This is a genomic window from Agrobacterium sp. CCNWLW155 (assembly GCF_036888815.1).
Classification (GTDB): Bacteria; Pseudomonadota; Alphaproteobacteria; order Rhizobiales; family Rhizobiaceae; genus Agrobacterium; species Agrobacterium radiobacter.
The window spans coordinates 69,003-91,288 of record NZ_JBAKFW010000009.1 but is presented as its reverse complement, the minus strand read 5'-3'; the positions used below and the strand labels follow the sequence as shown (position 1 = coordinate 91,288).

Annotated in this window: 17 protein-coding genes; 10 read left to right on the top strand and 7 right to left on the bottom strand. The window is 59.1% G+C overall.

The window, feature by feature from the left end; genetic code table 11:
- Window positions 1–65: 65 nt before the first annotated feature.
- The 7 genes from V6S97_RS22195 (at window position 66) to fdhD (ending at window position 6,906) form a co-directional block, all read left to right on the top strand.
- A complete protein-coding gene (locus tag V6S97_RS22195; RefSeq protein WP_080866463.1) occupies window positions 66–452 on the top strand; it encodes an AGROH133_08824 family phage infection protein in 387 nt (128 codons plus the stop codon).
- Window positions 453–713: 261 nt separating this feature from the next.
- Complete coding sequence (locus V6S97_RS22190; protein WP_173739219.1) at window positions 714–1,280, top strand: F0F1 ATP synthase subunit delta; 567 nt, start codon at window positions 714–716, stop codon at window positions 1,278–1,280.
- Entirely contained in the window at window positions 1,280–2,809 is a 1,530-nt protein-coding gene (atpA, locus tag V6S97_RS22185; protein ID WP_003516747.1) for a F0F1 ATP synthase subunit alpha, read from the top strand. The genes V6S97_RS22190 and atpA overlap by 1 nt, the downstream gene beginning before the upstream one ends.
- Window positions 2,810–2,839: 30 nt before the next feature.
- The gene (locus V6S97_RS22180) at window positions 2,840–3,718 is read left to right on the top strand and encodes a F0F1 ATP synthase subunit gamma (RefSeq protein ID WP_003504958.1); all 879 of its coding nucleotides are present in this window, start codon (window positions 2,840–2,842) and stop codon (window positions 3,716–3,718) included.
- 23 nt (window positions 3,719–3,741) lie between these two features.
- Window positions 3,742–5,196 carry a F0F1 ATP synthase subunit beta gene (atpD, locus tag V6S97_RS22175; protein WP_113076764.1) on the top strand — a complete coding sequence of 485 codons (1,455 nt, stop codon included), beginning with the start codon at window positions 3,742–3,744 and terminating at the stop codon, window positions 5,194–5,196.
- 129 nt (window positions 5,197–5,325) lie between these two features.
- Window positions 5,326–5,736 (top strand): F0F1 ATP synthase subunit epsilon, encoded by a 411-nt coding sequence (locus tag V6S97_RS22170; RefSeq protein WP_003492358.1) that lies wholly within the window; start codon window positions 5,326–5,328, stop codon window positions 5,734–5,736.
- Between the two features lie 354 nt (window positions 5,737–6,090).
- Window positions 6,091–6,906: a formate dehydrogenase accessory sulfurtransferase FdhD gene (gene fdhD / locus V6S97_RS22165; protein WP_334427759.1), complete on the top strand. Its 816-nt coding sequence runs from the start codon at window positions 6,091–6,093 to the stop codon at window positions 6,904–6,906.
- A 46-nt stretch (window positions 6,907–6,952) separates the two neighbouring features.
- Here the strand turns inward: fdhD and V6S97_RS22160 are convergent, their stop codons facing one another.
- From V6S97_RS22160 to V6S97_RS22140, 5 genes are all read right to left on the bottom strand, one after another.
- Entirely contained in the window at window positions 6,953–8,728 is a 1,776-nt protein-coding gene (locus V6S97_RS22160; RefSeq protein ID WP_111784992.1) for a methyl-accepting chemotaxis protein, read from the bottom strand.
- A 328-nt stretch (window positions 8,729–9,056) separates the two neighbouring features.
- Window positions 9,057–9,533, bottom strand: a complete 477-nt coding sequence (locus tag V6S97_RS22155; protein ID WP_003504949.1) for a chemotaxis protein CheW — start codon at window positions 9,531–9,533, stop codon at window positions 9,057–9,059.
- A 266-nt stretch (window positions 9,534–9,799) separates the two neighbouring features.
- Window positions 9,800–13,960, bottom strand: coding sequence for a translocation/assembly module TamB domain-containing protein (locus V6S97_RS22150; RefSeq protein WP_334427756.1), 4,161 nt, complete (start codon window positions 13,958–13,960; stop codon window positions 9,800–9,802).
- 45 nt (window positions 13,961–14,005) lie between these two features.
- Window positions 14,006–15,931 carry an autotransporter assembly complex protein TamA gene (locus V6S97_RS22145; RefSeq protein ID WP_334427754.1) on the bottom strand — a complete coding sequence of 642 codons (1,926 nt, stop codon included), beginning with the start codon at window positions 15,929–15,931 and terminating at the stop codon, window positions 14,006–14,008.
- A gap of 175 nt (window positions 15,932–16,106) precedes the next feature.
- Entirely contained in the window at window positions 16,107–16,358 is a 252-nt protein-coding gene (locus V6S97_RS22140) for a YMGG-like glycine zipper-containing protein (protein WP_003504940.1), read from the bottom strand.
- 372 nt (window positions 16,359–16,730) lie between these two features.
- Here V6S97_RS22140 and hemA point away from each other — a divergent pair, with 372 nt between their 5' ends.
- Window positions 16,731–17,948: a 5-aminolevulinate synthase gene (gene hemA, locus V6S97_RS22135; protein ID WP_003504938.1), complete on the top strand. Its 1,218-nt coding sequence runs from the start codon at window positions 16,731–16,733 to the stop codon at window positions 17,946–17,948.
- A gap of 35 nt (window positions 17,949–17,983) precedes the next feature.
- Here hemA and dxr read toward each other — a convergent pair whose 3' ends face one another.
- Window positions 17,984–19,177, bottom strand: a complete 1,194-nt coding sequence (gene dxr, locus V6S97_RS22130; protein WP_334427772.1) for a 1-deoxy-D-xylulose-5-phosphate reductoisomerase — start codon at window positions 19,175–19,177, stop codon at window positions 17,984–17,986.
- 188 nt (window positions 19,178–19,365) lie between these two features.
- Here dxr and V6S97_RS22125 point away from each other — a divergent pair, with 188 nt between their 5' ends.
- Together V6S97_RS22125 and V6S97_RS22120 are read left to right on the top strand one after the other, a co-directional pair.
- Window positions 19,366–20,067: a phosphatase PAP2 family protein gene (locus V6S97_RS22125; protein ID WP_112293774.1), complete on the top strand. Its 702-nt coding sequence runs from the start codon at window positions 19,366–19,368 to the stop codon at window positions 20,065–20,067.
- Window positions 20,068–20,097: 30 nt separating this feature from the next.
- On the top strand, window positions 20,098–21,351 hold the full coding sequence (locus V6S97_RS22120; protein WP_334427753.1) for an FAD-dependent oxidoreductase: 1,254 nt from the start codon (window positions 20,098–20,100) through the stop codon (window positions 21,349–21,351).
- Between the two features lie 6 nt (window positions 21,352–21,357).
- Here the strand turns inward: V6S97_RS22120 and V6S97_RS22115 are convergent, their stop codons facing one another.
- Window positions 21,358–22,284 carry an ROK family protein gene (locus V6S97_RS22115; RefSeq protein ID WP_003504929.1) on the bottom strand — a complete coding sequence of 309 codons (927 nt, stop codon included), beginning with the start codon at window positions 22,282–22,284 and terminating at the stop codon, window positions 21,358–21,360.
- Window positions 22,285–22,286 lie beyond the last annotated feature (2 nt).

The window sequence follows — 22,286 nt, the reverse complement described above, 5'->3', positions numbered from 1 at the left end:
GCGTTTTCCCGCTGTCATGACCGTGTCATAACGCAGCAGGCAATCAAAATGATTTGGGGAACGAGATGGAGTTTTATTTTCCCGCCGAGTTTGGCGAGCAGCTGGCCTTTGGCGCGGCGGTAGTATCGGCCGTGATGGGCCTTTTTTTCATGTTTGCGCCGGGCATTACGCTGCGCGCCTTCGGTCTGCAGCCGGCTGGTGAGCGCAGGGACGGCTATGCGCTCGTGCGTTCGTCGCTTGCGGGGTTCTATCTCGGTCTGGGCGCCGCCGCCCTGCTTCTGGCGCAGCCAATGGTCTATCTCGCCTTTGGTGCGGCATTCGGCCTCAGCGTGTTCGGCGGCATTCTCTCAATACTGTCAGATGGTGGCGCAACCATGCGGAATTTCTTACTTCTGGTTGTACACTTTCTGCTGTCCGCACTCGCGTTGAGCTACGTCTTGGGGCTGGTCTGAGGCGGGCTTTTTGGCTTTTGTGCCGCACCAGAGCCGCATCCTGGGCGGAATCGGAAAATTTAAACGCATTCCCCCTTGCCCAAACGGCGCTTTCCGCTATTACGCGTGTTGCGAGTCCCGGCGTCCTATGCTAGACGGACCGCGAAATTGGGAAAAGGCAGGGGGGAATTCCGGTCTTTTTCGGGGAAATTGAAACGATTTCAAGAATTTGATGCGGAGGATCCCCCTCGCTGATGTTCTTGGACGATTAGCAGGGAAAAAGTGCCCGTGGCAGATACCTCCCATGGAACATCCGGTGTAGCCGAAAGGTATGCATCGTCGCTTTTCGAGCTTGCTTTGGAAGCGGGTGCGGTCGAGGCAGTTGGAGCCGATCTGGACAGGTTCGGCGCACTTCTCGATGGAAGTGACGATTTGAAGCGTCTGGTTGCGAGCCCGGTGTTTTCCGCCGAGGATCAGTTCAAGGCAATCACCGCAATCTGCGAGAAGGCCGGTCTTGCCGGTCTTGCTGTCAATTTCCTCAAGGTCGTTGCGAATAACCGCCGTCTGTTTGCCGTTCCCGGCATGATCCGCGCCTATCGCTCCATTGCTGCTGCCCATCGCGGCGAAATTACCGCCGAGGTCACCTCGGCACATGCGCTCGACGAAGCGCAAGAAACTGAACTGAAGGCGGCGCTGAAGAGCGTTACCGGCAAGGATGTGACGGTTTCCGTTACCGTTGATCCTTCGATCCTCGGTGGCCTGATCGTCAAGGTTGGTTCTCGCCAGATCGATACGTCTCTTCGCACCAAACTTTCCACCCTTAAGCTTGCACTGAAAGAGGTTGGCTGATGGATATCCGCGCCGCGGAAATTTCCGCAATTCTGAAAGATCAAATCAAAAATTTCGGCAACGAGGCGGAAGTCTCGGAAGTCGGTCAGGTGCTTTCCGTCGGTGACGGTATCGCCCGCGTCTATGGTCTCGACAATGTTCAGGCCGGCGAAATGGTCGAGTTTCCTGGCGGCGTTCGCGGCATGGCGCTCAACCTCGAAGCCGACAACGTCGGTGTGGTTATCTTCGGTTCCGACCGTGCCATCAAGGAAGGCGACACCGTAAAGCGGACTGGCGCTATCGTTGACGTTCCGGTTGGCCCGGAACTGCTCGGCCGCGTCGTTGACGCCCTCGGCAACCCGATCGACGGCAAAGGCCCGATCAACGCCGCCAAGCGTTCGCGCGTTGACGTCAAGGCTCCCGGCATCATTCCGCGTAAGTCGGTTCATGAGCCGATGTCGACCGGCCTCAAGGCTATCGACGCCCTCATCCCGGTTGGCCGCGGCCAGCGCGAGCTCGTCATCGGCGACCGCCAGACCGGCAAGACCGCGATCATTCTCGACGCGATCCTGAACCAGAAGGCCATTCACGACAATGGTCCGGAAGGCGACAAGCTTTATTGCGTCTACGTTGCTATCGGCCAGAAGCGTTCGACCGTTGCCCAGTTCGTAAAGGTTCTGGAAGAGCGCGGCGCCCTGCAGTATTCGATCATCATTGCTGCCACGGCTTCCGACCCGGCTCCGATGCAGTATCTGGCACCGTTTGCCGGTTGCGCCATGGGCGAATACTTCCGTGATAACGGCAAGCACGCCCTCATCGGTTATGACGACCTTTCCAAGCAGGCCGTTGCTTACCGTCAGATGTCGCTTCTGCTGCGCCGTCCTCCGGGCCGCGAAGCTTATCCGGGCGACGTATTCTACCTTCACTCCCGTCTTCTGGAGCGCGCTGCAAAGCTCTCCGACGAAATGGGTGCTGGCTCTCTGACGGCTCTGCCTGTCATCGAAACCCAGGGCAACGACGTTTCGGCCTTCATTCCGACCAACGTGATCTCGATCACCGACGGCCAGATCTTCCTTGAAACCGACCTGTTCTACCAGGGTATCCGTCCGGCCGTTAACGTCGGTCTGTCGGTTTCGCGCGTTGGCTCTGCCGCCCAGATCAAGGCGATGAAGCAGGTCGCCGGTTCGATCAAGGGTGAACTTGCCCAGTATCGCGAAATGGCCGCTTTCGCCCAGTTCGGCTCGGATCTTGACGCTTCCACGCAGCGCCTGCTTAACCGCGGTGCCCGCCTGACCGAGCTTCTGAAGCAGCCGCAGTTCTCCCCGCTCAAGACGGAAGAGCAGGTCGCGGTGATCTTCGCCGGTGTCAACGGTTATCTCGACAAGATCCCGGTCGCGCAGGTCGGCAAGTTCGAGCAGGGTCTGCTCTCCTACCTCCGCTCGGAAGGCAAGGCGATCCTCGACACCATCCGCACGGAAAAGGCAATCAGCGACGATACCAAGAGCAAGCTCAAGGGCGCTCTTGATAGCTTCGCGAAGTCTTTCTCGTAATTAGGGCTCTTTTACTCGGACGGATAACGGATGCCTTCACTAAAGGATCTGAAAAACCGCATTGCCTCCGTAAAGGCGACGCAGAAGATTACCAAGGCGATGAAAATGGTCGCCGCGGCGAAGCTTCGGCGCGCCCAGGAAGCTGCGGAGGCCGCCCGGCCTTATTCTCAGCGCATGAGCGCCGTTCTTGCCAACATCGCCAAGGCGGTCGAGGCGGACGTTGCTCCGGCGCTGATGACCGGCACCGGCAAGGACGACGTGCACCTGCTCGTCGTCTGCACGGCTGAACGTGGTCTTTGCGGGGGTTTCAACTCGCAAATCGCCCGTTTTGCCCGCGATCACGCCCGCAAGCTGATTTCGGAAGGCAAGACGGTCAAGATCATCACGGTCGGCAAGAAAGGTTACGACAGCCTTCGCCGCGAATTTGCAGCCAACATCATCGAGCGCATCGAACTGCGCGAAGTGAAGAAGGTCGGTTTTGAAAACGCCGACCAGATCGCCAAGAAGGTGATCTCGCTCTTCAACGCGGGTGAGTTCGATGTCTGCACGCTGATCTATTCGGAATTCAAGTCCGTCATCAGCCAGATCCCGACCGGCCTGCAGCTTATTCCCGCCGCAACGCCTGTTGTGGAAGAGGATGCCGCGACGCAGAGCGCCGTCTACGAATATGAGCCGGATGCGGCTTCTATTCTGGAAGACCTTATTCCGCGCAACATTTCGGTTCAGGTTTTCCGGGCTCTGCTCGAAAACGTTGCCGGTGAAATGGGCGCCAAGATGAGCGCGATGGACAATGCAACGCGCAATGCCGGTGAGATGATCAACAAGCTGACGCTTTCCTACAACCGTCAGCGTCAGGCTCAGATCACCAAGGAACTCATTGAAATCATTTCGGGCGCGGAAGCGCTCTGAGGTAAGGAAAGAGGGTAAGGATAATGGCTAAGGCAGCTACCCCCAAGAAAACCGCAGCGGTGAACGGCGCGGGCAAGGTTACCCAGGTTATCGGCGCTGTTGTCGACGTGGTGTTCGAAGGCGAACTGCCTCCGATCCTGAACGCGCTCGAAACCGAGAACAACGGCAACCGCCTCGTTCTGGAAGTCGCGCAGCATCTCGGCGAAAACGTCGTCCGCACGATCGCCATGGACTCGACCGAAGGCCTCGTCCGTGGTCAGCCGGTCAGCAACACGGGCGCTCCGATCGAGGTTCCGGTCGGTCCGGAAACGCTCGGCCGCATCATGAACGTCATCGGCGAGCCGGTTGACGAAGCAGGCCCGATCGTTACGGCCAAGAAGCGCGCCATCCACCAGGATGCGCCGTCTTACGTCGAGCAGTCGACCGAAGCACAGATCCTCGTCACCGGCATCAAGGTCGTCGACCTTCTGGCTCCTTACGCCAAGGGCGGCAAGATCGGCCTGTTCGGCGGCGCCGGCGTTGGCAAGACGGTTCTCATCATGGAACTGATCAACAACGTCGCCAAGGCGCACGGCGGTTACTCGGTATTCGCCGGCGTGGGTGAGCGTACCCGCGAAGGTAACGACCTCTACCACGAAATGATCGAGTCCAACGTCAACAAGCTTGGCGGCGGTGAAGGTTCTAAGGCAGCTCTGGTTTACGGCCAGATGAACGAACCGCCGGGCGCCCGCGCCCGCGTCGCTCTGACCGGTCTGACGATCGCTGAAAACTTCCGTGATGAAGGCCAGGACGTTCTGTTCTTCGTGGACAACATCTTCCGCTTCACGCAGGCTGGTTCGGAAGTGTCGGCTCTGCTCGGCCGTATTCCGTCGGCCGTGGGCTATCAGCCGACGCTCGCCACGGACATGGGTCAGATGCAGGAACGCATCACCACCACGAACAAGGGTTCGATCACCTCGGTTCAGGCGATTTATGTTCCCGCCGACGACTTGACCGACCCGGCGCCGGCCACCTCGTTCGCGCACCTTGACGCAACGACGGTTCTGTCGCGTTCGATCGCTGAAAAGGGTATTTACCCGGCTGTTGACCCGCTCGACTCCACCTCGCGCATGCTCGACCCGATGATCGTCGGCGAAGAGCACTACGAGGTTGCCCGTAAGGTTCAGTCGACCCTGCAGCGCTACAAGTCTCTTCAGGATATCATCGCCATCCTCGGCATGGACGAACTGTCGGAAGAAGACAAGCTGACGGTTGCCCGCGCCCGCAAGATCGAGCGCTTCCTGTCGCAGCCGTTCTTCGTTGCTGAAGTCTTCACCGGCTCGCCGGGCAAGCTCGTCGCGCTCGAAGACACGATCAAGGGCTTCAAGGGCTTGGTCAACGGCGAATACGACAACCTGCCGGAAGCTGCTTTCTACATGGTCGGTTCGATGGAAGAAGCCATCGAAAAGGCGAAGAAGCTGGCTGCCGAGGCTGCATGATCATGAATTGGCGGGCGCGTGGTTCTACCGCGCGCCTTGCCGACAATGGTGGCGAAAGCGGAACGGCTTTGCCTACGTTGTAAAAGACAAGTCTCTGACGCCCGCGTAATTGAAAAGAAGTGAATAGCCATGGCTGACAGTTTCAAATTCGATCTCGTTTCCCCGGAGCGTCTGCTCGTTTCCGAAACGGTTACGGAAGTCGTCATCCCGGCTACGCTGGGTGAAATGACCGTTCTGGCCAATCACGCGCCGACGATGACCACGATCAAGCCGGGTCTGGTAACGGTGAAGTTCGCTTCCGGTGAGACCCATAAATACGTGGTTTTCGGTGGTTTTGCCGATATTCTGCCGACCGGCTGCACGCTTCTCGCCGAATCCGCAGTTTCGGCCGATGACATGTCTCCCGACACGCTGCAGAAGCGTATCGATGCGGCCAAGGCCGAAATCGAAGAGGGCAATCATCACCACGAGCATCTGACCAAGCTTGAAAAGCACCTTTACGAACTGACGAACCTGCATGAGGTTCTCGTCGCTGCTTGAAAGCACCGGGCGGGTTCGAAAGAATGACTGCCCACAAAAAATTCAAAACAGAAAGCGGCCGTTTCGGTCGCTTTTTTGTTTTCGGGCGAGTGTCTGCCACCTTATCCAAGCGAGAAATGCCCGTTTCCGCGCATGAGCCGTCCGTCGACTCGGCTCGGGCTTCGGAATGTTGCTAGCGAATTACGCCGGCGATTCACGGGCAGACAATGGGTAAAGCAGGGATAGTAAAGCGCCTTCAATAGATGCACTCGGAAACCGATTCCGATTTTCATGGCTATAGGTTAGATGTGGTGGCGGGAAGAAGTGCTGCTTTGGGATCCTTAGCGAGATGAGGCAGATTTTCGTCATGGAGGAGTGATCAGCGTGTCGGCAAAGGCAAGTTACCGAAGGGTCGCAAGAACCGCTCTGCGGGAAGGGGCCATAGTCGAGGGCGAGCGGGCGGTGCCCGAGGAGGTGCCGGTTGCCTTTTCTTATGGCGGCAGCACCCATGCCGTGATGATGGCCAGCCCCGCCGATCTTGTCGATTTCGCAATCGGTTTCAGTCTCACGGAGGGCATCATATCCTCCAGGGCGGAAATCCGTTCCATTGAAGTGATCGAGGCCGGGCAGGGTTTTGATGTTCAGGTGGATTTGCAGGATGCCAACGCCGATGCGCTGAAGGCAAGACGACGGCATATGGCGGGCCCGGTCGGATGCGGTCTTTGTGGCATCGAATCCATTGAACAGGCAGTCCGCGTGGTACCGGATCTGAGCGGCGCGGAAGTCTCCGTTGATGGCAATGACATCGTTGCGGCGGTGAAAGCGCTGAACGGGGCGCAAAGCCTCAACCGCGAAACGAGGGCAGTGCACGGCGCGGGTTTTTACAATCCTCAAGGAGGGCTGCTTGCCGCCCGAGAAGATGTCGGCCGCCATAATGCACTCGACAAGCTCGCAGGTGCGGTTATCAACGCGAACCTATCTCCCGATGCGGGCATTGTGGTGGTCACGAGCCGCCTGTCGGTGGAAATGGTCCAGAAGACGGCCATCCTTGGCTGCCCCATTCTGGCAGCGATCTCCGCGCCCACCGCGCTCGCCATTGAAACGGCTGAGAGCTCGGGTATCACGCTTGTGGCGCTGGTGCGGGGTGAGGATTTTGAAATCTTCACCCGGGCGGATCGTATCATTCTATAACGTTGAGGCCGCCGTTTCCCGGCGACCTTCCGGCTTCTGAACGGCCCTAGAATTCCGCCCATTCCGCTGCTGCGTTTCCGTGAGACCTTGGCGCGGCGGCATATCGAGGCTGCGGCGCGGGAAGTCTGGTGACGACGGCAGGCTTTTTGTCCGCCGGGCGGGCGGGTGATGCTGATGCTTCGTGTGATATTCTGAACTGCCGCAGCAACTCGTGCAGATTTTCCGCCTCGGTGGCGAGGCCGTGGCTGGCGGCAGTGGTTTCCTCCACCATGGCGGCGTTTTTCTGGGTGGCCTGATCCATGACGTTGACGGCCTGATTGATTTCCCGCAGACCATTCGCCTGTTCGCGCGAAGCTTCAACGATGGCCGAGACATTGGTGTCGATCTCGCTCATCTGTGACTGGATATCCCGCAGGGCGCCGCCGGTTCTGCCAACCAGATCCACGCCATTGGCGACCTGCTCGCGAGAGGTGTTGATGAGGGATTTGATTTCCTTGGCCGCAACGGCGGACCGTTGGGCGAGTTCCCGGACCTCCTGTGCCACAACGGCGAAACCCTTGCCCGCTTCCCCGGCCCGGGCAGCTTCGACGCCCGCATTCAGGGCCAGAAGATTGGTCTGGAAAGCAATGTCGTCAATGACGCCGATGATGTTGGTGATTTCACCCGAGGACCGAGAAATCGCGTCCATGGCGGAAATTGCCTGCTGGACGATGTCGCCGGAATGTTCGGCATGTTCTCTCGTTCGCAGCACCAGTTTGCCGGCCTCGCCGGCGCGCTGGCTGGCATCGGACACGGTGGTGGTGATTTCCTCCAGTGCGGCTGCGGTTTCTTCCAGCGAGGCCGCCTGCTGTTCGGTGCGTTGCGAGAGTTGATCGGCGGCTATGCGGATTTCGCCTGAGCCGGAGGCGATTGTCGAGGCATTGTGGGCAATGGTTTGCATGGTGGTCTGCAGCTTGGCGACGACCTCGTTGAAGTCCGCACGCAGCTTTTCCATGCTGGGCACGAAGCTGTTGTCGAGGCGCTGCACAAGATCACCCTCGGCCAGTGCCCGCAGGGCATCGGCAAGCACGCTGATGGCGCTCATGCGCGGCGTGACGTCCGTGGCGAATTTCACCACTTTCACCACCTTGCCGGCTTCGTCCAGCACCGGATTATAGGCGGCCTGGATCCATATTTCCTTGCCGTTCTTTCCGTAGCGGACAAATTCATCCGAGATGAATTCCCCCGCCGCCAGTCGCGGCCAGAAATTGCCATAGGCAGGCGAGGCGGCATAGGCCGGATCGCAGAACATCCGGTGGTGCCTGCCCTCGATTTCCTTGACGTCGTAATTTACCGTGGCGCAGAAATTCGGATTGGCGGTGATGATGGTGCCATCGGGCAAAAACTCGATGGTCGCCTGGGAACGGGAGAGTGCCTCCAGCTTGCCGGCATCGTCCACGGCCTTGATCTTCTTGGCGGTGATGTCGGTGGCGATCTTCACGACCTTATAGGGTTTGCCCGAACGGAAAACCGGGTTGTAAGAGGCCTCGATCCAGATAACGGAGCCGTCCTTGCGGATACGGCGATATTCCTTGGCCTGGAACTCGCCACGGGCGAGAGAGGCCCAGAATTCCTGATAGGCCCGCGATGCGGCGAGTTGGCCGTCGCAGAAGATGCGATGATGCTTGCCGACGATCTCGGCGAGATCATAACCCAGCGCCGCGCAGAAATTCTTATTTGCAGTGAGAATGTTACCTTTGAGATCGAATTCTATGACCGCCTGTGATCTCGATATGGCATCGAGCATATTTTTATTATCTGCTCTTTTTCCTAACCCCAGCATTCCACGTCCCCCAAAATCAGCCCACGGCGCGGCGAGCCGCACAGGACATGCGGTCCACGTCGTATCATGTTGAATAACGAACAGGTTTTGCCGCCGAAGGCAGCAATGCAGGCACTTTTGTCTCTTCGCCTTGGTCAGGTATCGGCCCGCGTGATAGTCGTGCCGGCGCGATAATGATCTACGGCTTTTAATATTAGATATCTATAATATTAAAATGTTCTTATTTAATAAAACAGCGTAAAGGAAAAACAAAACCGCCGGGCGGGTGCTCCGGCGGTCTGGATTGATTGATAGTTTTCGTCTGGCAAGGCCAGCGGAAAAGGCCTGATTAGGCGGCGAGGTCTTCCGCTTCGGTTCCCTTGAACATTTTTGCGAGGTTCAGGAAGCAGATCATGCCGTGTTCGTTGGCAATGATGCCTTCCGAGTACGACTTGTCGAAGGAGGCCGAGATCTCCGGAACCGGCTGAACCTGGTTTGCCGGGATCGTCAGAATGTCAGAAACGCGATCGACCAGCATGCCGATGACCATGTTGTGCACTTCCGCCACCACGATGGCGCTTCTCTCATTGGCGACGGTGCTTTTCATGCCGAGCTTGTGGGCCAGATCGATGATCGGGATGACAGAGCCGCGCAGGTTCATGACGCCGATAACGTCTTTCGGCGCGTGGGGAATAGGCGTCGAAGGCGCCCAGCCGCGAATTTCGCGGATGGTCGTCGTCTTCACGCAGAATTCCTGATCATGCAGGCGGAACGCGATGATTTCGAGCGTCTCACCGCCAAAATTGGTAGAGTTAATCATTGCCATCAGAATTCTTCCCAATGCTCGCTGTGGAGGCCGGCGCAAGTGCACCGACACTTGCATATGCGGATTTGGCGTTCTGCCTGGTGCCTGAACAGCCGGAAAACAATATTTCCGTCTTCAATGGAAGATTCGTAGCATGAGATGGTTTCGCAAACCTAAATGCGAAGCGGCTCTGGAGTGTTTTCGCTTTTCTTCGAATTGCGAAAATACTCTCTTTGATTTTACGCATTGTCCGGACGTAAAACCGCTACGCACTTTTACTGGAAATACTAATATTCCTTCTCGTAAAATATGCCGGCTGCGCCTTCGCCATCGCCGCCCGCTTCCCCGCGCAATTTCACGCCCCGCCCGACATCGAGGTTGATGATGGCTTTTGCGCCGGACTCGCCGCTTTGCTGCAGTTCGAGATAGGTTCTTTCGTTCAGATATTTACCGGCGGAAACGCGGGCCTGCCCCTCGGAGTCGGTCGAAATATCGAGATCGTCGACGCCGAGATTGCTTCTGAGCTTGTCGAACAGCGAGGTGGAGCGCCCGCCTGCCAGCTGGGCGGCGGCATCGGCGAGCCTCGCGATCTGCAGAGCCGAGAGTTTCGACATGGACTGGCCGAAGATCAACTGTGCCATCACCTCGTCCTGCGGCAGGGCGGGCGCCGAGGAGAAAGCAAAGGTCGGATCGTTGGCAGTGCCGGAAACGGACACGGTGATAGTCGTTGAGCCGACCGTCGAGTCCGCCTTCATATCGAGGACCGGAACGAGGCCGCCACCAAAACTGATATTGCCTGTCGTGAAATCGAGGCGGCGAGTGAGGATTTCGAGCCGGCCACGGCGCATTTCAAAGCCACCGGAAATGACGGGAACGGCTGCCGTGCCACGGATCGTCAGATTACCCGTGAGTTCCGCATCGATGCCGCGGCCGCGCACGAAGATACCGCTTGGTGCATTCACCTGCAGATCGAGATTGATGGTGGACGAGCTGCCGCTTCCGCCTTGGTCAGCCCCGAGCGCTTTGGCCTGCGCGCGCACCTTTGGTGGGGCGTTCTTGTGCTTGACATCGATCTCCGTCAGCGAGGCCGGAAGCTTTTCCGGAATGGTGATGGCGCTTCTGTCCAGCGTCAGATTGCCACCCAGCACGGGGGAATTCAGCAGCGGGCCTTTCAGCGTCAGCGTGCCGCTTACCACCGTCGTCACCAGCGTGCCGTCATTATAACCGGCGCGATTAAGCGTGATCGATATATCGGCGGGGAAACCCGAACCGCCTGATATGCCGACGCTGCCGGTTCCCGAGATCGTTCCACCGCCGGCCAGCTTGCCCGTCAATCGGGAAATGACGGCGCGGTCGCGGTCGAAGGTGATGGTGGCGCCCAGATCGTTGATGGTCAGGTTCCTGCGCACGTCGGTCAGGCGCGTACCATCGGTGGTGATGCTGCCGGTCACGACGGGCGCGGAAGCGCTGCCGGAAATCTTCACATCGATGGCGGCGGTGCCATCCACATCGAGGCCCTGCGCTGCGGTTTGCGCCGCGACGGCGGAGAAGGGCAGCCTGCCGGAAAATGCCATGGAAAGCGGACGATTGCCGGCGATGCCGAGCGAGCCGCCGCCGGAAAGCGACATGCCGCCCTGGCCGGACACATTGGTGTCGATCTGCAAGGTGCCGCCGGCAAAACGGCCATTCGCCTTGATGCCGAGGGCGGCGAGCCCCGCCACGCGTGTCTGCGCAATCTCGGCATTTGTCCAGTTCAGATTGTAATCGACTGCCGGATTCGACGCAGCACCCTTGGCGCTCACCGTGCCGGAGATACTGCCTGCCGCATCCAGCCCGGTGGCGAAGGCATTTGCGAGACTGGCGGGCAGCGAACGGATATCGGCATTGATGTCGAGCGTCGACCCGGCGCTGCCGTTGACCTCAACGCGCCCTTCACCCGTGATGATGGTCAGATCTGAGATGCGGGCCGTGCCGTTCTGGATGGCGATGGTGCTTGGTTTTTCAAGTCGTACTGCAATGCCCTTGGGGGCGGCGGAAAAAGCATCGACGCGCACCGTCATCGGCGATCCGCCGGTCTCAGCGCTGCCCTTTACCACCAGCGGCGCGTTGTCGTAACGGCCGTTGACGTCAAACTGCGTCGTTGTGCCGGAATGTCCGATGGTGGCATTCAGGCCTGATATCGCGGCGGCGCCGGCATTGACGCTATCGGCGCTGACCTTGCCATTGATGGCGAGAGCCTGAAGGTCATCGATGGAAATATCGGCGGCGAGCTTGGAGATCGTTGTTGTGCCCTGGCGGATGCTGCCGCCATTGGCCTTTATCGTCGCGGCGATCCGGCCATTGGCGTTGCTCAGGGCGATGTCGCCGGCGATATCGCCATCCGCCTGCTGCGCGGCGAGTGCGGCGAGCAGCGCAAGGTCGGGGAAATTGAAGGAAAGATTGCCCGATGGCAGGAACTGCTGCGAGAATTGCAGCTGCCCATTCAGGATATTCCGGCCCACCGCCACGTGCAGCTCGGGCATCGCCGTGCCGTTTTCGGTCTGCACTACATTGGCATTGGCGTCGATCTTCTGCCGGTCGAGACTGCCGCTGGCGGTGATTTTTGCCTGAGGCGCAGCCGGGTCGGCCTTGCCTGTTGCATCGACCTTCAGCGCTTCCAGCGTGCGTCCGGCAAGGATGGCGCTTTCGGAACTCAGGGTGACGTTGAAATCCGGTGCGGCAAGCGCGCCGCTGGCCTCGATTGCAAAATCGGCGACGCCCTTTGCCTGCGGCGTCAGTTTCTCGAGCGCCGGAAATTTACCCGTCAAGCTGGCGCTTAATGCCTCGTTTTCGAGGCTGACATTGCCCGTGGCTTCGATCGTTCCCGATTTGACGACAAGGTTTTCAACGCTGGTGCGTCCACCGATCGTCAGGTCGATATCGCCCTGGAGGGCGATGGTCGTATCGAATTTTTCCGCCAGCGCCGGTGGAAGGGTAGCGGGCAGTGCGAAGAGCTGAATGCCGGAGGTGAGGCGATTGCCGGCGAGATCGAAACTGCCGTTCAGCGTGCCGCCGACACTGGCGCTTTCCAGCGTCGCGCCGTCGAAGCCGATGGCGGAAGAGGTGAGGCGGAGCGGGGCCTTGATGGTGAGCGGCGCACGCACCAGCCGGTCGATATCCGGGCTGACGAAGGACGATTGCGCCACGGACAGGACCGTCGCGATCGTGCCACTGCGGTTGGCGACGTTGAGATCGGCGCTTTCGGCCGTCAGCTTGACATCGTCAAGCCGGCCTTGCGGCAGGGAAAGGCTGCGCAGCGATACGGTCGTGTTGAGATGCGCGGCCTCCGCTCCACCCTTGAGGGAAAGATCGAGGCCGTTGATGAGAGCCTGAACCTCGCCATTCTCCAGCGGCCAGCGAAAATCCACGGGGCCAGCGGTGCCGATGAGATTGGCGGCAAGATCATTTTCACCGTTCGGATCGACGGAGCCTGATGCCGTCAGCAGCAACGTGCCGGTTTCCAGTGTGCTGCTGCCTATTTCGATGCGGCCCTGCGGCGAAAGGGTCGCATTTGCATCAAGCTTCGTCTCGCCGGCAAAAAGCTGGCGGAAGGCCGGGGGCAGAAGCAGGTCCGGCTGGCCACCGCCCGCAACTTCGATACGGCGTGTGCCATCATCACCAAGAAGGTGGCGGCCGGTCACATTGACGACGGGGTTACCGGCGACATTGCCGCGCAGGGTGCCCGTCCAGTCGGAAAGCGGGCCTTCACCGTTGAGGTCTATCGCCACCGCAGGTGTGCCGGGAAGCGAAAGCAATGTGGCGAGAAGCCCGCCCTCGGGCTCCTTCATCTCCGCTTTCAGCTTCAGGACGTTCTCATTCGGAAGGAAAGCAACGTCGGCGTTAACCTCCGCATCCGGTGCATTCAGCCGGTGGGCCGTGAGCGACAGCCTCACGTCGTCCCGGGCGGCCTTGAGGCTGCCTTCAGCGGTCAGGTCGAAAGGGCGGCCGAGAAGTGATTGTCCAAGGCTGATATCGGGAAAGCTGAAATTGTCGACGGCGACTTCGATCGGCAGCGAGGAATTGCTGGAGCTCTTGGTCGGCGTCTGCTCTGACGCAAGCGGTTTACGCTCGACATCGATCGATCCGGCCGAGACGCGGTCGGCATGGAAGGTGCCGGCAAGCAGCGAAAGCGGCGACCAGTCGACGGCGATCTGGTTCACGCGGGCATAGGGGCCCTGCCGGTCTGAAAGGGTGACATTGTCGAGCCGAAGGCGACCGGTCAAAAGGCCGCTCGGGGGAGAAATCTCGATCACCTGATCGGGCGTGGAAACGAGTGATGAAATCTGCGTTGCGGCGATCCTTGCGCCCATCGGCGTAAGACCGACGAACAGAACCGCGAGCAGCACCAACACCACGCCGAACAAAGCAGCGTAGCCCAGCCATTTCAGCAATCGAATCAACATTTTCATAAAGGGTAATCTACACTCTGTTGCAAGGGTGTTCGACTGCGGCGTTTAAAAAGACTGGCCGATGCCAGCATAAATGCCGAAACTGTTGCCACCATCGTATTTTTCAAGCGGCATGGCGACATCGAGACGCAGAGGCCCGAAGGGCGTCGCGTAACGCAGGCCGATACCGGCGCCAGCCCGGATATCGGAAAAATCGGGTGTCACTTCATCCGAAACAACACCCGCATCGATGAAGGGCACGATGCCGATTGTATCGGTGACCTTGATGCGGGCTTCGATGGAGCCGACCACATAAGAACGGCCGCCCGTTGCGTCGCCAGCGGCATTATACGGCGATATTTCCTGATAGCTATAGCCACGCACCGATCCGCCGCCACCCGCATAAAAGCGCCTTGTGGTGGGAATGTCCTGTAGATCGCTGCCGCCGACGAGCACGCCGCCGGTAAGCTTTCCGGCCATGATCAGCCGGTCTTCGGCGCCAATCCCCTTGTAGCCCGAGATGGAGCCTTCAAAAGAGGAAAAGAAGGTGCCGTTCAGTGCTTCATAGCTAGGCTTGGCGGCCAGCGATGCGCGGAAGCCTTCGGTGGGGTTGAGCTTGTCGTCGCGTGTATCACGAACGAATTCCAGCGGTATGGAGGTGGTGAGGTATTCGTTCTTGCCGAATGCGTCTTCGGTATCGGCCCATTGCACCTCGAGACCGGCTGCCGCAGTGTCAGTGTCGTTCAGCTCGTAGGCGAAACCGGCTGTGCCCGTCACTGTCTTGGCGTCGTATGTATCGGGGTGTTCGGTCTTGGCAATCAGGCTGGTCTTGAATGTGGTGCGCGGATTGAACATGCCGGGCTTGGTGAAGGTGATGCCCGCCGAATAATCCATGCCTTCGACGCTCGATGCTTCGGCGATGCGCGAGACAGAACCTTCGATACGCAGCGATTCTGCCTGTCCGAACAGGTTCCGGTGGCCCCAATAACCCTGAAGGCCGATGCCTTCCGTGGTGGAGTATTGTGCGCCGACGCCGAAATAGCGGTGTTTGCCTTCTGAAACCTCGATGGTGAGCGGAATGGTGCCGTCGCGCGCCAGCGTTCCCGCTTCCTTGATCGTCAGGCTGGAAAAGACGCCCAGCTGCCGCAGCCGGTCGGCGGCCTTGCGCAGTTTCTCCGGGGAATAGGGCTCGCCGCCATTGAGGCGCGAGTAACGGCGGATGAAATCGCCATCGACGGTTTTTTCACCTGTCACGGTCACCGTGCCGAGGGGCGCCACGGGACCGCCTTCGGCTGCCATGGTGATGTCGACGGTGTTCGTTGCGTGGTTGGCAACCGCCTCGCGTTTCGTCAGTTTCGCAAGCGGACGGCCTTCGGCCTTCAGATCATCGATCAGCTTGTTGCCGGCGCGGATGATGGCGAGAGAACCGGCGTCACCCCCGGTTATCAGGCCGTATTCCTCAAGGTTACGGCCAGTCACATCGCCTTCCAGCCGGACATTGCCGAGTTTGAAGACCGGGCCGGGCGTTACCGTGATCACCACGGGCACCGGAGCGGAATGATCGAACACCGGATTTGGCGGCAGGCTATCCACATCCTTGCCGGCGACGGTGACCTTGACGATGCCGCCATAACGGGCGTTTTCATAAAGCTCCGCAATCAGCCTGTCCCTGTCGTCTCTTGCCTTTATCAGAAGGCCAAGATCGCCTGAGGCCGGTTTTTCCTTGTCCGCCAGGAGAAGCGAGCTGTTTTCCAGGCTGTCTTTCAGGGATTTGTCGGCGTCCTGGGCATCAAGCGTGACGGCGTATTTGACCGGATTGATAACCTCGACCTCCGGTTCTTCCGAACCCCAGAGGCGCATGCCGAACAGTTTGAAGGCGAACGCGTCACGGGTAAACGCCGGATACAGGGCGAACGTCACAGCAACCGCGAGAGCGGTGCCGGCTTTCCGATACGCAATACCTGTCTTCGGGTTAGTTCGTGTTCTTCGCATAAGCTGCTTTATGGTTGAGCCTTTATTGTCGCCCTAACCCGTTTCCTGTCCGTTAACATTGCAATTTAATCATAAATAAACGGCTTTGAGGACCCTCCGCCCCGTCTTTTGCCCGCCATAACGCAAAAAGCCCCGGATGACCGGGGCTTCTGTGCAACGGTATTTCGCGAAGCGATTAGCGGCAACGTGCCGTGTAACGCTGACCGTACTGGTCGCGATAATAGCAATAGCCCGGCTCGGAAGCATTGCCGATCAAAGCACCGCCGACACCGCCGATCGCTGCGCCAACTGCCGCGCCGCGAACATTACCCGTGATGGCTCCACCAATAACAGCGCCGGAAACGGCACCGATCGAAGCGCCCTTTTCCGTCTGCGTGCAGCTTGCAAGCGACAGGCCGACGAGCGCAAATATGATTGCCTTTTTCATGAAACTCTCTCCAACGTTACAATGAGCTCTTCGGCTCGGTAGGCGTCCCATATTTATCTGCGGCGACTGCTACCTCCGACCGCCACAGATAACTAACAATTCGATGTCGTTTAGGGAAGCCTCATCTTCCAGGCATTCCTGCGAGCGTAAATCGATTGTGTGCCAGACAACGGCGCGGTGCGAAAAAGGTTCCAAATCTCGCGGTTTTTTGATGTGAATCAATTTTGTACTTTTCATCAGCGTCTATAAACGGTTTATTGGAATGGTTCAAAACAACGGCGAATTGACGCAGACGTGGTTAAAGCAGCTCGCAAGGGTTGACGGTCCCGGTGTCGAGGCAGAAAAACGATCTGGTCAATTCTGGAGCATGGCATGGACTTCGAGGCATTTTTCACAACGGAACTGCAAAGCCTGCATTCTGAGGGACGCTATCGCGTTTTTGCGGATATCGAACGCCAGCAGGGCAATTTTCCCCGCGCGACACGGTACAACGCCAATGGCGAACGCAAGGACGTAACCGTCTGGTGTTCCAACGACTATCTCGGCATGGGCCAGAACCCGAAAGTCATCGAAGCCATGAAAGCCGCCATCGATCACTGTGGCGCGGGTGCGGGAGGCACCCGGAATATTTCTGGCACCAACCATTATCACGTCCTGCTTGAACAGGAACTTGCCGACCTCCATGGCAAGGAATCGGCGCTGATCTTCACCTCGGGTTATGTGTCCAACTGGGCAACACTCGGCACGCTCGGCCAGAAAATTCCGGGCCTGATCATTTTCTCGGATGCGCTCAACCACGCATCGATGATCGAAGGCATCCGTTATGGCCGTTGCGAACGGGTGATCTGGAAACACAACGATCTCGAAGATCTCGAAGCCAAGCTCAAGGCTGCCGATCCGAACGCGCCGAAGCTGATCGCTTTCGAATCCGTTTATTCCATGGATGGCGATATCGCGCCGATCAAGGAAATCTGCGATCTGGCCGACCGTTATGGCGCCATGACCTATCTCGATGAAGTTCATGCCGTAGGCATGTATGGCCCGCGCGGCGGCGGCATTGCCGAGCGCGAAGGTCTCATGGATCGCCTGACGATCATCGAAGGTACGCTCGGCAAGGCCTTCGGCGTTATGGGCGGCTATATTACCGGGTCCACGGCGGTCTGCGACTTCATCCGTTCTTTCGCCTCCGGTTTCATCTTCACGACGGCCCTGCCGCCGTCGCTCGCCGCCGGCGCGATCGCCTCGATCCAGCATTTGAAGGCAAGCCCCTTCGAGCGTGCCCGCCATCAGGACCGGGTGCGCAAGCTGCGCGGCCTTCTCGATGCACGTGGCATTCCGCATATGGACAATCCCAGCCACATCGTGCCTGTCATGGTGGGTGATGCCGCCAAGTGCAAATGGATTTCGGATATCCTGCTCGACAGTCACGGCGTCTATGTGCAGCCGATCAACTATCCGACCGTGCCGCGCAAGACCGAGCGCCTGCGCATTACCCCGACGCCGCTGCATAGCGATGCCGACATCGAGCATCTCGTCGGCGCGCTGCACCAGCTCTGGTCACATTGTGCACTGGCGCGTGCGGTGGCGTGAGGCCGCAGTTAAGATAAAAGAAGACCGGGCCGCGTTTACGCGGCCTTTTCTTTTGTGGCGATCAATTCACGGGCGTGACGACGGGCTTCCTCATCCGCTGCGAACACATCTTCCATCGTGGCGGCAGATCGGCCGTCATGCATGCGGTCCATGACCGTTTCGACGATCTCGGCCATATCGAGAAAACCGATGCCGCCCTCGACGAAGGCGTGAAAGGCGGTCTCTTCGGCGGCATTTAGGGCTGCGCCCTGCAAGCCGCCGCGCTCCAGCGCCGTGCGGGCCAGACGGATCGCCGGGAAACGGGCTTCATCCGGCGCTTCGAAATCGAGCCGCGCCAGTTTTGCGAAATCCAGCCGCTCGACATTCAGATTGCCGCGTTGCGGATAGGTGAGGGCATAAGAAATAGCGGTGCGCATGTCGGGAGAGCCGAGCTGGGCGATATAGGAGCCGTCGGTGTAACCCACCATCGAATGGATGATCGACTGCGGGTGGACGATCACCTCCACCTGATCGGGCCTGAGATCGAAGAGATATTTCGCCTCGATCATTTCCAGTCCCTTGTTGAACATCGAGGCGCTGCCGATCGAGACCTTCAGCCCCATCGACCAGTTGGGGTGGGCGCGGGCGATATCCGCCGTGACATTGGCCATCTCGTCGCGCGACCAGGTACGGAACGGCCCGCCGGAGGCCGTCAGCACGATGCGCTCCACGGCCTGTTTATGTTCGCCCGTCAGGCACTGGAAGATTGCGCTGTGCTCGCTGTCGACGGGGATCAGCCTGCCGCCGCCCTGCTTGACCGTACGCAGAAAAACATCACCAGCCGAAACCAGGCATTCCTTGTTGGCGAGGGCTATATCTGCGCCACGCTGCGCGGCTATCAGCGTCGGCGCTAGACCGGGGGTTCCGGCAATCGCTGCCATCACCCAGCCGGCATCCATCGATGCCGCTTCTTTTAGGCCGGATTTGCCTGCCGCAACCTCAATGCCGGTGCCGGCAAGGGCCGATTTCAGCGCTTCGTATTTGTCATCTTCAGCCGTGACTGCCAGCCGCGCGCCGAATTCCCGCGCTTGTTCCGCAAGGAGAGCAATGTTGCCTGCGCCGGTCAACGCCGTGATCTCGAACGCGTCGCGGCCACCCAGCTGACGGACCACATCCAGCGTGCTGGTGCCGATCGAACCCGTCGAACCCAATATTGTCAGCTTGCGTGGCATTTCACTGGCATCCGTCATTTTCAGTCCGTCGGTCGTTTCCGGTTCGCACCTCTTGGTGCCTGTCATTCTCCCGAAATCGCTACGCACTTTCGGGCAACATGCATTAGCCTCTACTCGCGAAAACCAGCCATAACAAGGACAAAGCCCGGGCTATTGTTTTTGCGGAGGGCAAAGCCATATGCAAGAAAAACAATGAGAGGATATTGATGCGACGTTTCCTGGTTTCCAGCGGGTGGATTTTTGCGGCAAGCCTTGTGCTGGTCCTGGTCTTCATTCCTTTTGATCCGCGTCTTTCCGAAAGCGCGCAGGCCCTGCCGGGTGGGGTGGTTTCTTTTAACCGCGCGATTACCGATTTCGGAACCTTCAGCTGGATGCTCTATTCCACCGGCCTTCTGGCGATATTAGCCTATGTCGCCGCACGGGTTTTAAAGGCACAGACCTATAACGGACGCCTAAGAACGGCATGGCGGCTTCTGGCTTATTTCTTCCTGACGATCGGAACGGCGAGCATTCTCGTCCATACGCTGAAATTCCTGATCGGTCGGGCAAGGCCGGAGCTTCTCCTTGAAATGGGCGCCTACAGCCTCACTCCTTTCACCGGCGACAATCTCTATGAAAGTTTTCCCTCCGGCCATTCGACAGCTGCCGGGGCGTTTTTCGGTGTTTTCGCCATGTTGATGCCGCGCTTCCGCTGGGTGTTTCTCCTGTTTGCCCTCGTCATCGGTGTTTCGCGTGTCATCGTCGGCGCACATTATCCAAGCGATGTCGCCGCCGGACTGTTGCTCGGCATGTGGACGGCCATGGCCTTCGCCTTTATCTTTGCCCGGTCCGAAATGCTGTTCCGGTTCGATGCGCAGGGCTGGCCGCAACCGAAAAATGCAAATCTTCCGGCGGCGGATACACGATAGAGACTTTCAGCGGGCCATAGGGGGAAGGTGATGGAGGAAGCGACAAACGCTCCGGAAAATGACGGCAAGTCCGTTCAGCATATCCGTACATCCGTCGCCGTGGCCGGCGGCGGGCCGGCGGGCATGATGCTTGGCCTGCTGCTTGCGCGCAGCGGTATCGATGTCGTCGTCGTCGAAAAACACGGGGATTTTCTCCGCGATTTTCGTGGCGACACCATCCATCCCTCAACGCTTGAATTGATGGAGCAACTCGGTTTTGTCGATGAGTTCCTGAGCCTGCCGCATACGCGTGCGCCAAGGCTGAATGCGGTCATCGGCGGCGAGCGTGTCACGATAGCGGATTTTTCCCGCCTGCCGGTCCGTCACCGCTTCATCGCCTTTATGCCGCAATGGGATTTTCTCAATTTCATTGTCGGCAAGGCGGGGCAATACGAAAATTTCCGATTGCTGATGAATGCGCCGGTGACCGGCCTGATTGAGCGCGGCGGGCATGTTGGTGGTCTCACGGTCAGCACACCGGAAGGCATCATCGAGATCGAAGCCGATCTGGTGGTGGGAGCGGATGGCCGTAACTCCACCGTTCGCGAGGCGGCGGGGCTGGAGGTGCAGCGTTTCGGCATTCCGACCGAAGTACTGTGGTTGCGTCTTTCGAAACAGCCTGGTGATCCAACGGAAACCATGGGGCATGCCGGCTCGCGGCAGGGTTTCGTCATGATCAACCGGGGCGATTACTGGCAATGCGGTTACGTGGTGCGAAAGGGATTTTTCGCGGACATAAAGCTGCAGGGAATTGAAGCCTTCAGGGACAGGGTTGCGGAAATCTGCCCTTTCCCACGCGAAAGGCTGGATGAGCTCAAGAACTGGGACGACGTGCATCTCCTGACCGTCCGTATCGACCGGCTGAAGCGCTGGTGGAAACCGGGCCTGATCTGCATTGGTGACGCGGCTCATGCCATGTCGCCTGTCGGTGGCGTTGGCATTAATCTGGCCATTCAGGATGCGGTTGCGGCGGCGAATATATTGGTGCCGGTGCTCGTATCCGGTCGCGCCGTTACCGACGACGATCTTGCCGCAATTGAAAAGCGGCGATCCTTCCCGACCAAGGCCACGCAATTTCTGCAGCGGATGATGCGTATCGGCGGCAAGAAGGGCCGGGCCGATGCGGAAAAACCGAAAGGACCGCCAGCCTTTGTGCTGGCCATCATGCGGTTTCCGCTTCTTTCCCATCTCCCCGGCCGGCTGGTGGGGCTGGGTTTCCGCCGGGAAAAGATCGAGACGGTGTGACGCCGCTCAGGCAGTGCCGGCGGCTTCTTTCTCATATTTCAGCCCGATAACGGCGGAACCGATCAGCCCCGGCTCAATGCGGCAGATGGCGGGCACGACCAGAGGGCGATCGAAGCGTCTAAGAATGCGGCTCCTGACCACCTCGTCCAGAGCCGCGAGAAGCGCCTTCGAATTGGAAAGTCCACCGCCGACCGGCACGATGGTTGCGCCGGTAACGTTGATCACCATCGCCAGAGGCGAGGCGAGAATATCGATGAGGACATCGATGGTTCTCGCGGCCTTCGCATCGCCCGCCTGCCAGGCCGCAATAATGTCCTCGCTGGTCATCTCCTGCCGGTGAAGATGCGAATGCAGTTTTTCCATGCCACGGGCACTGCCGATTGCGTCGACGCAGCCGGAAAGGCCGCAACCGCATTCGAAACGCGGCAGTGAAACCGGCGGGTTTCCGGCCAATGTCGCGGCCACCGGCCCGTGTCCCCATTCGCCGGCGAAACCGCCGTCGCTGTTGATGAGCTTGCCGTCGATGACAAGGCCGCCGCCGACACCCGTTCCGAGGATGACGCCGAAGACCACGCGATGGCCTCGCCCGGAACCGATTTCCGATTCGGCGATCACGAAACAATCCGCATCGTTCGACACGATGACGGGAAGGTGCAGCGCCTTTTCCAGCTCGTCCTTCAATACCCTGCCGTGGATGCTCTGAATATTGGCGACAGTGGCCTTGCCGGTGTCGGCGTCGATGACGCCGGCAATCGACAGCGACACGCAGGCGGGTGTGCCGCCGCTATTATCGATGATGGATTTCAGGCCGGCGGCGAAGTCTTCAAAACTGGTCTTGGGCGTCGGGATGCGCGGCACGGGGCGAATATCGTCGGGAGCGTAGGCAATCGCGCCCTTGATGGTCGTTCCGCCTATATCGAAACAAACGATCATGA